The organism is Thalassoglobus sp. JC818, from assembly GCF_040717535.1.
Taxonomy (GTDB): domain Bacteria; phylum Planctomycetota; class Planctomycetia; order Planctomycetales; family Planctomycetaceae; genus Thalassoglobus.
In genome coordinates this window covers 659,842-673,004 of sequence record NZ_JBFEFI010000003.1, presented here as the reverse complement: position 1 = coordinate 673,004, position 13,163 = coordinate 659,842, and the positions used below count along the sequence as shown (strand labels likewise).

Below are 13,163 nucleotides of genomic sequence, written 5' to 3'. Positions count from 1 at the left end.
GTTTCCAGATGTTGGAAAGACCAATACACGTTCGATCGATTCAAACAATTCGGAGATTATCGCGGACTTAACCGGGAAGCTCTCACGACATTCAACTTATTGCAACTTCAAGCAAATCATCACATCAATCGATCTTCGACTGGTAGTGACCGACCAAGAAAAATGTTCTGCAGCGACTCAGATTGTGAGCAGCAAATTCGTTCTGAACCGAAGTTCGACTCGCCCATTCTAGACAACGTAAAATATCTCAACAATCCTGCGCGGAATCTCATGGACGAACTTGGATGGGTTGCCACAATAGATTGGAGTGAACGTTCGCGCCGAATTGAGTGAACGATTTCCCTTCGCCGACTCTCGGGACGGAATTGATGACGCGCCCGACAGTCATCGAGAACGAATAGAAAGAAAACTTCATGAGTAAGACCGTCAATGTTGCCATGATTGGATTGGGATTCGGTGCCGAATTCATCCCGATCTATCAAGCCCATCCCAACACAAATGTCCTGGCAATCTGCCGACGAAATGAAGCTGAGCTTCAAAAGTCGGGCGAGCAGTTTGGAATCCCCAAGCGGTACACGGACTATGACGACGTTCTGGCCGATCAGGAAATCGACTTCGTTCACATCAACAGCCCAATTCCTGACCACGCGTGGATGTCGCTGAAAGCTCTCGATGCTGGCAAGCACGTCATGTGTACCGTCCCGATGGCGACCACCATCGACGAGTGTCGACAGATCGTGGAAAAGGTCAAAGAGACGGGCCTGAAATACATGATGGCGGAAACCGTCGTCTACAGTCGCGAGTTCCTCTTCATCAAGAAGATGTTCGAAGATGGAGAACTCGGGAAGATTCAGCACCTCGCCGCTTCACACCCACAAGACATGGATGGCTGGCCAAGCTATTGGGAAAAGATGATTCCCATGCATTACGCAACGCATGTCGTGAGTCCTTGCCTGGGGCTGGTCAACGGGTTGGCTGAGTATGTCAGCTGCTTCGGTTCGGGAACCGTTCGTGATGACATCGCTCAAAAATCCGGAAACTCATTCGCCGTCGAAACCTGTCACATCAAGATCAAAGACACAGATCTGACCGCGCATATCTGGCGATTCCTGTACGATGTCGCACGACAGTATCGTGAGAGTTTTGACGTCTACGGAACCAAGAAGAGTTTCGAGTGGACGCTCATCGAAAACGAACCACACGTTCTGCACACAGCAAAAAAACCAGAGCCTGAGATTCCAGAGAAAATCGAAGTCCCTGACTTTGCAGAACTGCTTCCGGAAGAAATTCGACGCTTTACGCTGCCTGAAGAAATTCACGATGCGGGACACCTCTCGTTCGTTCAAGGCGGCGGTCACGGGGGTTCGCATCCGCATCTCGTTCATGAATTCACGAGTGCTCTCATCGAAGACCGAGATCCATGGCCGAACGCGGTCACAAGCGCGAACTGGACGTGTGTCGGAATCTGTGCACACGAGTCAGCTTCGCAAGGCGGAAAAATTGTGCCTCTGCCTGAGTTCACTCTCGGCCAGTAAACCCACTTCACAAACGCCGATGCTGGCAGGTCCATCGTCAGCATCGGCGAATTGTTACGTTCACTTTCACAACGGACACTCTCATGCGCGATCGATTCGTTCTCACCTTAAGTTTGATGGTGCTTTGCCTGCTGACCGCATCATCAGCATCGGGCAAAGATCTCGAACTCCTCTTCCTCGGCGACAATGGGGCTCATCGTCCTGCCGACCGATTCGCGCAACTTGCTCCTGTGCTCAGCGAACGCGGAATCGAACTCAAATACACAGACGACGTCAAAAACTTGAACGAGTCGACGCTCAATCAATTCGACGGTCTCATTGTTTACGCCAACATTGACCAAATCGAAAAGGACCAGGCGGATGCCTTACTGAAGTATGTCGCGAATGGAAAGGGTTTCATTCCTCTTCACTGTGCGACCTATTGCTTCCGGAACGATCCCCGAATCGTGGCCTTGATGGGCGGCCAGTTCCTGAAGCACGGCGGCGAAGAATTCTCAACCGTCATCGTAGAACCAGACATTCCTCTCATGCAGGGGTTCTCAGGCTTTGAAAGCTGGGACGAGACCTACGTTCACCACTTGCACAACACCGAGAACAGAAACGTTGTCGAAGTTCGACGTCAGGGAATGCAGGCCGACGGAAATACCGAGGAACCTTGGACGTGGACTCGAACCCACGGCGACGGACGTGTCTTTTACACTGCTTGGGGACACGACGATCGAACCTGGGGTCATCCCGGGTTTCACAACCTCGTCGAGCGTGGAATTCGATGGGCTTGCGGCGACGATCCGCAACTCGCTGGCGCTTTCACGGACACGCAGCGATTTGATGTTCCGGAGATGACCTCACTCACTGAAGACCTTGCCCCATTCGACTACATCGACGTTGGAGCCAAGATTCCGAACTACGTTCCTTCGGACAAATGGGGAACGCTCGGGGAAGCTTTGACCACCATGCAGGCCCCAGTACCAGCAGAAGAGTCGATGAAGCACTACGTGGCTCCGGAAGGCTTTCACCTCGAACTCTTTGCCTCTGAACAGTTCACGAATGACAACGACAGCGAACGAACTTACTCCGGGCTGGTCGGCAAACCGATCGCCATGAACTGGGATGAGCGCGGCCGATTGTGGGTTTGCGAGACAATCGACTATCCCAACGAGTTGATGCCGGAAAACAAAGGTCGCGACCGAATCCGAATCTGTGAAGACACAGACCAGGATGGTCAGGCCGACAAGTTCACCGTCTTTGCCGAAAACCTGAGCATTCCAACTTCGATCACCTTTCACAACGGCGGAGCGATTGTTCAGAACGGAACAGAAACGCTTTGGTTGAAAGACACCGACGGCGATGACGTCGCCGATCAGCGAGACGTCATTATTTCGAACTGGGCACTCGTCGACACACACGGCGGAGTCAGCCAGCTTCGATACGGAATCGACAACTGGTTCTGGGGTATGCAGGGATACAACGATTCCGAACCAGTGATCGAAGCAACAGGAGAGAAACAACCCGGTTTCCGTATGGGATTCTGGAGATTTCGTCTCGATAACTCTGAACCGCCGAAAGTCACGGACCTCGAATTCATTCGCTCCACTGACAACAACACCTGGGGACTCGGCATCAGCGAGGAAGGGCTTGTTTTCGGTTCGACAGCGAATCGCAATCCGAGTGTCTTCATGCCAATTCCCAACAGGTATTACGAACGCGTTCGCGGTTGGGGCCCACAACAGCTCAGAACGATCGCGGACACGTATCTCTTCAATCCAATTACCGATCGTATTCGTCAAGTCGATCAGCATGGTGGGTACACTGCAGCTGCCGGACACGCTTTGTACACCGGACGGAATTACCCTCAACAATGGTGGAACCGAACAGCTTTTGTCTGCGGACCGACCGGGAAGCTGATCGGGACATTCGTCCTGAAACCTGATGGAGCCGGCTACACATCGACCAGCCCGCTGAATCTGGTCGCCAGCGATGATGAGTGGTCCGCTCCGATCGCAGCTGAAGTTGGACCCGATGGAAACGTGTGGTTCCTCGACTGGTACAACTACATCGTCCAACACAATCCAACTCCACAAGGTTTCGAGACGGGAAAAGGCCGCGCCTACGAGAGTGATCTGCGAGACAAGAAACATGGACGCATTTACCGCGTCGTTCATCAAGACTCGCCCTCAACCGCGTTTCCAGTCCTTGATCGCACCGACGGCGCCGGGCTGATCGATGCACTCCGCAACACGTCTTATCTCGTCCGACTCCATGCCCAAAGGTTGCTCATCGAAGAAAACCGAGACGATCTCATTCCTGAACTCGTAAAGATCGTTGACTCTCCTCAACTCGATGAAATCGGTCTCGACCCGGCAGCGATGCACGCCATTGGAGTCCTGCAGGGTCTCGACTATTTCTCTGCGAACAATTCCGATTCGTTCGCGTTGCTGGAACGTTCCTTGAACCATCCTGCGGCAGGAGTTCGCCGGCTCGCACTACAGTCGCTGCCGGTCGCAAATGAATCGGTGCAATTGATCGAATCAAGCGGAGTGCTTGCCGATGAAAACGCCCAGGTTCGCCTCGCTGCGTTGCTCGCTCTCTCTGATCAGAATACTCAAGACCGGGCAGGCAAACTCGTTGCAGAACGCCTGTTCGTCGGAGGAGACGTCAACGATCAATGGCTTGCCGACGCCATGACGAGCGCTGCCGCTGTTCACGCTGTCCCATTCCTGGAACGTGCGGCCGAAGTCGGAACTCAGATTTCGAATGACTCACCCGAGTCGCTGGCGAAACGACAAGAAGTTCTAAGGATTGTCTCCGAACACTTCACACGTGGACGCCCCAGCGCAGAAGAACTCGAAACGGTTCTGCCGGCAACCGCCCAACTCAACTCCGAACTCTCGTCAGCAGTCCTCACAGGGCTCACAGAAGGATGGCCTTCCGATTATCAGCTTGAACCGACGGAACAGCTTGAGCAGTCAATGATCGCGTTGGTCCAGTCGATTCCGAATGATGTCAAAGGACGTGTCATTCGTCTCGCTAATCTCCTCGGTAGCGATGCACTCTCCAAGTATGCAGATGAGATCGTTCAAGCTCTCTTGTCCACGATTCGCGACGATCGACAGTCGATTGAGAATCGCTTGTCTGCGATCAACGAGTTGATCGCCTTCCAGAACAAGAGTGATCAAGCTGTCTCACAGCTTCTCGATTTGATCACTCCACAATCACCTCCCGAGTTTTCCACGGGAATCATGAACGCCCTCATGAACAGCACCGCTGAGACGATCGGTCAACAACTTGCTGGAAGATTAAGCGCATTCACACCTTCGATTCGCGAAGCAGCCATTCGCGTTCTATTGGCCCGTCCGGAAACGACGATTGCCTTCCTCGACGGAGTAGAAGCGGGACAGATTCCGTTCTCTGATCTTTCTCTCGATCAGAAGCGAGCGTTGACGGATCACCCATCGCGCCCCATCCGTCGTCGATCCCGAGAAATCATGGAAGCAGGCGGAGGACTGCCGAACGCTGATCGACAGAAAGTCATTGAAGATTTACTTTCGGTCACCCATATGAAAGGCGATGTAGAGCTCGGCAAAGCGGTCTTTACAAAGCATTGTGCGAAGTGCCACAAACATGGCGATCTCGGTGAAGAGATCGGCCCGAACCTGACAGGCATGGTCGTCCATCCGAAGGAAGAACTGCTCGTTCACATCCTCGATCCAAGCCGCAGCGTCGAAGGCAACTTCCGCTTGTACACTGTCGTGACGATCGAAGGACGGATCTTCTCAGGAATGATGGCTGCAGAATCGCGGACTTCGATTGAACTCATCGACACAGACGCCAAACGAAGAACGCTTCCACGCGAAGACATCGAAGAACTCCTCGCGTCGCCTAAATCTCTGATGCCCGAAGGATTCGAAAAACAGATGACGCCAGAAGAACTCGGCAATCTGCTCGAGTTCCTGACAAACAAGGGAAAATACGTCCCGATCGATCTACGAAAAATCGCGACCATCGCAAGCACCACTCCCATGTTCTACGGAGTCTCGCCGGTCGAACGTCTGGTCTTCCCCGACTGGAAACCGAAAGTTTTCAACTCCGTTCCGTTCCTGCTCGTCGACCCCAAGGGAACCGAAGTTCCAAACGTCGTGATGCTGAATGGACCGCTCGGGGACATCCCTCCGAAAATGCCAAGGCAAGTTGAGTTCCCGGTTCACAGCCCGGTCAAATCAATTCATGTTCTCGGCGGGATCGGCGGATGGAGCTTCCCAGCCCATCAGGAAAAAACGACTTCCGTGCTGATGAAGTTGACCTATTCAGACGGAACGACGGAAGACATTGAGTTGAAAAATGGTGTTCACTTCGCCGACTATGTTCGGAGAGTCGATGTTGAACAATCTGAATTTGCTTACAATCTGGACGGACGACAGGTCCGCTACTTCCAGATCCAACCAGCACGTTCGGATCTTGCCGTCGAGAGAATCGAGTTGATCAAAGGAGAGGATGGAACAGCCCCCATCTTCATGGCCATTACGGTCGAGACTCCGTGATCTTTCCGTTCACTCGACCGAACCAATGTGACACCACGGAGGAAAGAACTTGAGCTTCTGTCGAGTGATAACAACCTGTCTTGCGATCGGACTGGCAATAACAACTTCAACATCCTTGATGGCGGGGATTTCCAACAGCTTGATGGACATCTCCGCCAACGGGCAACTGTTGGTTTGCAGCAATCGCGATTCGGGAACAGTGACGATCGTTGACCTGAATGACCAAACAGTCGCTCACGAAATCCCTGTTGGACGTCATCCGGAAGGAGTGTCTTTCGTCGGCAAGAGCGACATCGTCGCGGTCGCAGTCTACGCCGAAGATCAGATCGTCTTTGTCGACGCGAAGTCCAGAGAGATCACCGGTTCTGTCGACGTGTTCGACGAACCATATTCAGTGGTCTCGGATGCAGAGGGAACTCGCTTATGGGTCACCCTGGAATATCCCGGCGAAGTCATCGAGGTTGATCCAAATTCAAAAACAATCACGCGATCACTCAAGGCAGGTTCGTTTCTGCGCGGGCTGGCACTTGTGGAAAACAAAAGCCTGCTCGTCACCGAATACTACACAGGGATCGTGAAAGCGATCGATCTGAACTCCTGGAGTGTGACTGAGGAATGGGAAGGATCTCCTCAAGACAATTTGGCCAGACAGATCACCATCCATCCCGACTGGCCCAAAGCTTACCTGCCGCTTCAAAGGTCCGTCACGAACGTTGCTCACGGTTCCGGGTCGATCTTTCCTTACCTGGGAGTCGTGAACCTTCCCGGAGCTGATGATCTGGACCGCAAGAGAATCCAAATGGATTCTTTCCGGGGCACGTATGTCGTCGCGAATCCATGGGAAGTGGCCATCTCTCCAGATGGCAGAAGACTTTACATTGTCTTCAGCGGGACGGACGACATGTTCGCCTGCAACATTCTCGACGACAATTACTTCGAAATCGAGTTCGCGGGCCTGATCAAGACAGGGGCCAATCCGCGTGCTGTTAAGGTGTCCGAAGACTCGCAGTCATTCTACGTCTACAATTCTCTCGACTTCACTGTCGACGTTTTTGATGCCCGGCAACTGACGCGGAAAGCGAGCATCAAAGTCAGTAAGTGGTCTGGTGATCCGCAAGTTCTCATCGGGAAAAAGCTGTTCTATTCCGCTCATCCTCCCATGACCAGAAGACGCTGGATCTCCTGCTCGAGCTGTCACCCAGACGGTGATTCCGATGGCCGAACCTGGCAACAGCCTGAAGGACTACGAAACACCCAATCGATTCGCGGGCTGATCGACACTCACCCGATTCACTGGTCAGCAGACCGGGACGAGGTCCATGACTTCGAATACACAATTCGCTCTCCCCTCATGGGCGGACGCGGCCTCATCACCGGTCGCGTCAACGACATGCTCGGTGAGCCGAATGCCGGTCTTTCTGGTGAACTCGACGCACTCGCTGCGTACACGAATTCTCATCCATTCGAGCTCAGCCCGTACTCGAAAAGTGGTCTCAGTGCGGAAGTCGAAAAGGGTCGGAAACTGTTCTTCTCCGAACAAGTCGGATGCGCTGAATGTCATTCTGGGAAAGTTTACACCGACCGCAAAATGCACGATGTCGGAACGGGCCGAAACGATCCCACCGAGAAAATGGGAACCCGCTATGACACTCCCACGTTGCTCGGTGTCTATCGAACTGCGCCCTATCTTCACGACGGAACGGCAGAGACTCTGAAAGATCTCCTGACTACAGCCAATCCAGATGACAAACATGGTCGAACATCTCACCTCAAAGATGAAGACATCGACGCGATTGTTGAGTTTCTCAAAGTCCTTCCCTATGAAAAGCCGTAGGGAAGAGTTCTCGAAGATCTGTTCCGATAATCAAAACTGCCCAATTGAGAAACCGAAAATCGGAGAGCGCACCGACCTCTGACTCATGTCTGAATTTGTCCCTCAGCAGTCTGATCGCTTTCTCAACTCAGTCGTGAACACGTTCCTCGCTCCCGGTGAGAGAGTCGAAGAGATCAAGCTGGTCTCAAGCGGATTCAGCGGTGCAACAATCGCCAGAGTGACGACCAACCTCGCGGACTACGCGCTGCGAGGATGGCCGCAGGATTCGCTCCCTGCAGAGAGAATTCGAGAGCTCCACGCGTACCTCAATCATCTCAACAATCTTGGCCTTCCGGTCGCCGTTCCAGTCCGAGTGAATTCCGGAGAGACGTTGGTTCTGCATATCGGACAATTCTGGCAATGCGAACCCTGGCTGCCCGGCATCCCTGCGACTTTTGGTGACTGCTCGCCAGAGAACGTTCAATCCATCATGCAGACACTCGCCAGTCTTCATCTGGCGAGCGAACGCTTTCTGTCTCAGACATCCGGCCAGAGGTGGTTTTCAAGTGGTGTCGACGTCGTGCCTGCGGTCATCGAACGGGCTCAACTCATTCAATCCTGGCAGAGTGCTTCAACTGGTCAGACAACACTTCAATACCAGGGACTGTCCAAAGTTGCGCGAGAAATTTGCGTCGAAATTTTGTCACGGTTCCATGAATCATCGACGGAGATTCTGCACGAGCTGAAATCGCTTTCAAGTCTGAAGCTTGCAGTCTTCCCATGCTGGCGTGACATGCACCGTGAACACATTTTGCTTACGAATCGTCGCGTCACCGGAATCATCGACGCCAGTGCTACACGCACCGATCATCCTGCCACGGATTTGTCACGATTTCTTGGAAGCCTGTGGGGTGATGACTTTGAACGCTGGGAACTCGCACTCGACCAGTATCGGCAACATCGTTCGCTGACTTCGAACGATCTCAAAGTGCTGATCGCACTCGATCGCAGCTCGGTTCTGTTGAGCGGACTCACCTGGGTGGAGCGGTGGTGTCGCGCTGAGGTGGCAGAATCAAGAGAGAAAGAGGTCCTTGAACGGATGCACACAATCGCATCCCGGATGAAGCGACTCCATGCTCCGGAGAACCGGGAACGCTACTCAGCCTGGAACTGAAACGTCCTCAGAATCCGAGTGCTTTCCACGTGCGAGGCATTGGAGCTTCGATCGTCACATCGTCGTAGCGGACGGGGTGCTGAAGTTTCATACGAAACGCGTGCAGTGCAATCGCATCTGGATCGGCCATCGACGACGTCGCCCCGTATTTCGCATCTGCGTAAACCGGGCATCCAATGTTCGCAAACTGAACGCGGATCTGATGCATTCGTCCGGTCTCCAAATCGACTTCGACGAGTGCGCGGTTCTTCGACGTTTCGACAACCCGATATCGCAGCCTCGCGATCTTCGCACCCGGGGATTCTTCGTCGCGAATCACAACACGCGACTCGTTCGGAATGCGGTAAATCCAGTTTTCGAGTCGTCCTGACTTTCGTTCCGGGATCGACTCGAGAACGGCAAGATAAGTCTTTTCGACAGTCCGCTTCGCAAACTGCTCTGACAAGCGGGCTGCACATTTGGAGTTTCGCGAGAAAACCGTGACTCCAGAGACAGGTCGATCGAGCCGATGGGGAATTCCGAGATAAACATTTCCGGGTTTATTGTACTTCTTCTTCAAGTACTCCCGGACCAGATCTGGAAGACTGGTCACTCCTGCAGGCGCACCCTGAGCGATCAGACCGCTCGGCTTGTTCACGCCGAGCAGCGGTCCATCTTCACAGATCACTTCCAATTCAGGCATACGACCTTCGCCAGACCATCACGCATGGTGCAAGAAACCATGAACGGGTCGAGAGCATCTTCAGATTACGTCTGCACTCTCTCGCACGAGGAAACACAGCCTCTAACTTTGCGAAACAGTACATGCGAGTACACAGGATAGAGCCACCCGCTCTAATCTTCTCCGTCGTAAGTCAGCAGTGAAAAACACTCGTGCGGAGCGAGTTTCTCTCGTCCGTTGAGGAATGACAATTCGATCGCGAAAGCACAACCTACGACTTCTGCTCCAGCTTGTTCAATGAGTTTGACACAAGCATTCATTGTTCCGCCAGTGGCGAGCAAATCATCGACGAGAAGAACCTGTTCGCCTTCGCGGAAGGCGTCGGTGTGAATCTCGAGCGTATCAACACCGTATTCGAGTTCGTAGTGGAAGGCCTGAGTATCGAAGGGAAGCTTGCCCGGTTTGCGAACGGGAACGAACGAGGCATTCAACTCAAGAGCAAGTGGGGCGGCAAAGATGAAGCCGCGTGCTTCGGCAGCTGCGATGGCGTCGATCTGCATCCCGCGATACTGATCTGCAATTTGCTTGATCGCTTCTCGGAAGCTGTCAGGGCATGCGAGGAGCGGAGTGATATCTCGAAACATAATCCCAGGCTTCGGGAAGTCAGGGATATTTCGGATCTTCTTTCTGAGGTCCATCTGCGTCTCTTTTTGAGTCGATTTCGGAAGATTTCGCATCCGCCGGGCGTCTCACTGCGTCGTTCAAGTCCACACCTGTGGCCAGCAGATAAGACGCTTCCGCACGCTGGACAAGCGGCTGCACGTCAGGATGCTGATCGTACAGACTCTTGACGCTCAGCCAAATCTCCAAAGCCTGATCGACTTCACCTTTCTCAAAAAGAGTGTTTGCCCGCGTCAGGGCTTTCTCGACAAACTCAAACTGTTGCTCGTGGGCTTCCGACTCAATTTCGCTCACCATCTGATCCAGAACTTCAGCCAGTTCAGCATGTTCCGGATCTCCTACGACGATAGAACGTAGTGCGACCAGCATTTCCCGCGAATGTCCGAGTTGGCCTCGACTTCGCATCTCCAGAGCTTGCCGAATGATTGCTTCAGGTTCAGATGTGGGAACATCGACTTTCCCGAGATCGCGTCCAAGCAGTTTCTTTTTGAATCGATAGACTTCGATTTGTCTCAGATAGACGTCTACTTCCGGTTGCCATCGCTCGGGATCGGCTTCTACGAGCGGCTCGAAAAAGTCTCGTCCGGCAGCTTCCCAGACGGGGCCTTCAGGTCGTGACATCAGTTCGACACCGCGAGTGAATTTGTCCTCTTCGCTCATTTGCTGGCTTTGAGTCCACGCATATCCGCCGATCAACATGATTGCGAGCAAAGAGAGCAGGACCCACGGGTTGTCGAGAAACCTCTTGACGATCGAGCCTTGTTGTTCCGACTCGAAATGTGCGCGGAACAAATCACGGACGAGCGTGCCGCCGATCGCTTCCGGTTGAGGGCGACTCACCTGCGAAGGATCAGCGATGGTTTCTTCTGTCACCGAATTCTGAAACTGCGACAGTTGTTCTTCTCGAAAGTCGACTTTCCGGGGAACCTCTTGAAGCCTCAAACTGAGGACGTAGGCATCGGGATAGCGGTCTTCGGGTTTCTTCGCGAGACATTTGCAAACGATCTCGTCCAACCAGACCGGCACTTCCGGGACAACTCTGCGTACGCTGTCAAACTGGGAATAGCGATGCTTCTGAAGAATGTCGAGGACAGTCTTTCCCTGAAACGGAGGACGCCCCGTCAGCATGACGTACAGCACAGCCCCCAATGAGTAGATGTCGCTCGCCTTGGTGGCTCGTTTCCCTTGCGCCTGTTCGGGAGACATGTACTCCGCGGTTCCCAACACGCCTCCGGTGACTGTCAGTCGTCCGCTTGCAAAGACCTGGGCGACCCCGAAGTCTGTCAGCTTCACCTGACCGTCGTCATCGATCAGCAAGTTCGACGGCTTGAGATCTCGGTGAATGATGCCTGCGTTGTGAGCAGCCTTTAAGGCGGTGCAAATCTGAACGCCAATCTCAACGACTTGACGCCAGGGAATTCGACCGTGACGTTCGAGGAGTTCTGTGACCGTCTCGCCGTCAACGAACTCCATCGCATAGTAGTACGTTCCGTCCGCCTCTCCGCTTTCGTACAGTTCAACGATACAGGAACTGTTGAGCTTTCGCATCGCGACAATTTCGCGATCAAATCGTGCGACAAAACCGGCTTCATGAGCCATCGAAGCGGGAAGGACTTTGACTGCCGCGAGTTCCTGTGTCGTTTTGTGACGACCCAGATAGACGGTGCCCATTCCGCCAGCTCCGAGCTTCTTCTCGATGAAGTAGGGCCCGACGACTGTTGGCAGAGCCGATTGGCTCAGAGCATCGTTCGAATTCGAACCTGATCCGGAAATTCCTGATGCGGTTGTGTCCACTGTTCTCGGGAACTCCTTGAACTATCAACTAAATCCAACAATGTACCGGCGGAAACTCGAAACCATCCCAATCTCTGCCCAACGAATTGTCTTCCAAAACAGATCTCGATTCAAAGACAATTTTGAAGCAAGATCTCCGTCAAGTTCCACTTTTCCAGGTACTCGGCTCGATCAAAACCTCTACAAACAACAGTGAAGTAGTCGCGACTATTGAAGAGCGAACTTCCAAGAGACGCTGTATTCCCTGCTGTTTAATGATTTTATGGTGAAAAGATGACTTCAGCAATTCTTCTCGTCGCTCACGGGAGTCGACGCCCCGAAGCAAATGCCGACCTCTATCAACTGGCGGAACTTTTCAAAACGCAACGCCCCGACTCTCTCGTCGAGATTGGATTCCTCGAACTGACCGAACCGACGATCCCTGACGGGCTGTCGAAATGCGCTGAGCGCGGCGCAACATCCATAGCAATTTTGCCATACTTTTTGTCGCAAGGCGCCCACGTTGCTGAAGATCTCATCAATTTCCGCGATCAGTTTCAGGAACAGTTCCCGAAGATTGAATGCTATGTCTGTCCGCCGATTGGCCTGCATTCCAAACTGGTTGAACTGATGATGATTCGTCTCGATGAAGGAACCCAAACTCATCACCAACAGCAGAAGACGTCGTGACCCAGTTGGTGACAACGCAGCGATCAGTCACATTAATGCCGAACAACGAACCAGCGAGAAAAAGATCATCTCGCGACAAGTAAGTTCGACTCTGTGCAAACAAGGAAAGCGGCAAACTCGGTCCGTTGAGCTTGCTCGCACAAGACGAGTCGCCTGATCCTTCAATCGCTGTACTTCGTGAAGTACCAGACTGCAACGACGACTGAGATCGCCAGCGCTGCAAAGTCTGTCGGCGTCGCGTACTCCCAACGATTCAGTAGTGCTTGGAGAATGTTCATAGGAAACCAGAAATGAGTAG

The 13,163-nt window shown here is 53.1% G+C and carries 8 protein-coding genes; 5 read left to right on the top strand and 3 right to left on the bottom strand.

Going from position 1 to position 13,163, the window contains the following annotated elements; all coding sequences use genetic code 11:
• Positions 1–413 precede the first annotated feature (413 nt).
• The 4 genes from AB1L42_RS10475 (at position 414) to AB1L42_RS10460 (ending at position 9,060) form a co-directional block, all read left to right on the top strand.
• Positions 414–1,535, top strand: coding sequence for a Gfo/Idh/MocA family oxidoreductase (locus AB1L42_RS10475; protein WP_367054327.1), 1,122 nt, complete (start codon positions 414–416; stop codon positions 1,533–1,535).
• Between the two features lie 83 nt (positions 1,536–1,618).
• Positions 1,619–6,073, top strand: a complete 4,455-nt coding sequence (locus AB1L42_RS10470; protein WP_367054324.1) for a PVC-type heme-binding CxxCH protein — start codon at positions 1,619–1,621, stop codon at positions 6,071–6,073.
• 49 nt (positions 6,074–6,122) lie between these two features.
• Positions 6,123–7,907, top strand: coding sequence for a c-type cytochrome (locus AB1L42_RS10465; RefSeq protein WP_367054321.1), 1,785 nt, complete (start codon positions 6,123–6,125; stop codon positions 7,905–7,907).
• 85 nt (positions 7,908–7,992) lie between these two features.
• Positions 7,993–9,060 (top strand): phosphotransferase, encoded by a 1,068-nt coding sequence (locus tag AB1L42_RS10460; RefSeq protein ID WP_367054318.1) that lies wholly within the window; start codon positions 7,993–7,995, stop codon positions 9,058–9,060.
• A 7-nt stretch (positions 9,061–9,067) separates the two neighbouring features.
• On the opposite strand, the gene AB1L42_RS10455 is transcribed toward AB1L42_RS10460, so the two are convergent.
• The 3 genes from AB1L42_RS10455 to AB1L42_RS10445 all read right to left on the bottom strand — a co-directional run bounded on the left by AB1L42_RS10455 (position 9,068) and on the right by AB1L42_RS10445 (position 12,196).
• The gene (locus AB1L42_RS10455; RefSeq protein ID WP_367054315.1) at positions 9,068–9,742 is read right to left on the bottom strand and encodes an RNA pseudouridine synthase; all 675 of its coding nucleotides are present in this window, start codon (positions 9,740–9,742) and stop codon (positions 9,068–9,070) included.
• 152 nt (positions 9,743–9,894) lie between these two features.
• Positions 9,895–10,419 (bottom strand): adenine phosphoribosyltransferase, encoded by a 525-nt coding sequence (locus tag AB1L42_RS10450; RefSeq protein WP_367054306.1) that lies wholly within the window; start codon positions 10,417–10,419, stop codon positions 9,895–9,897.
• Entirely contained in the window at positions 10,385–12,196 is a 1,812-nt protein-coding gene (locus AB1L42_RS10445; protein ID WP_367054302.1) for a serine/threonine-protein kinase, read from the bottom strand. The genes AB1L42_RS10450 and AB1L42_RS10445 overlap by 35 nt, the downstream gene beginning before the upstream one ends.
• Positions 12,197–12,469: 273 nt before the next feature.
• Between AB1L42_RS10445 and AB1L42_RS10440 the strand changes: the two genes are divergently transcribed.
• Positions 12,470–12,865 (top strand): CbiX/SirB N-terminal domain-containing protein, encoded by a 396-nt coding sequence (locus AB1L42_RS10440; RefSeq protein WP_367054299.1) that lies wholly within the window; start codon positions 12,470–12,472, stop codon positions 12,863–12,865.
• The last annotated feature ends 298 nt before the right edge of the window (positions 12,866–13,163 follow it).

Coding starts and splice junctions, on each gene's coding strand:
- AB1L42_RS10455 (WP_367054315.1), bottom strand. CDS start 9,742: ATGCCTGAATTGGAAGTGATCTGTGAAGATGGACCGCTGCTCGGCGTG.
- AB1L42_RS10440 (WP_367054299.1), top strand. CDS start 12,470: ATGACTTCAGCAATTCTTCTCGTCGCTCACGGGAGTCGACGCCCCGAA.
- AB1L42_RS10475 (WP_367054327.1), top strand. CDS start 414: ATGAGTAAGACCGTCAATGTTGCCATGATTGGATTGGGATTCGGTGCC.
- AB1L42_RS10470 (WP_367054324.1), top strand. CDS start 1,619: ATGCGCGATCGATTCGTTCTCACCTTAAGTTTGATGGTGCTTTGCCTG.
- AB1L42_RS10460 (WP_367054318.1), top strand. CDS start 7,993: ATGTCTGAATTTGTCCCTCAGCAGTCTGATCGCTTTCTCAACTCAGTC.
- AB1L42_RS10450 (WP_367054306.1), bottom strand. CDS start 10,419: ATGGACCTCAGAAAGAAGATCCGAAATATCCCTGACTTCCCGAAGCCT.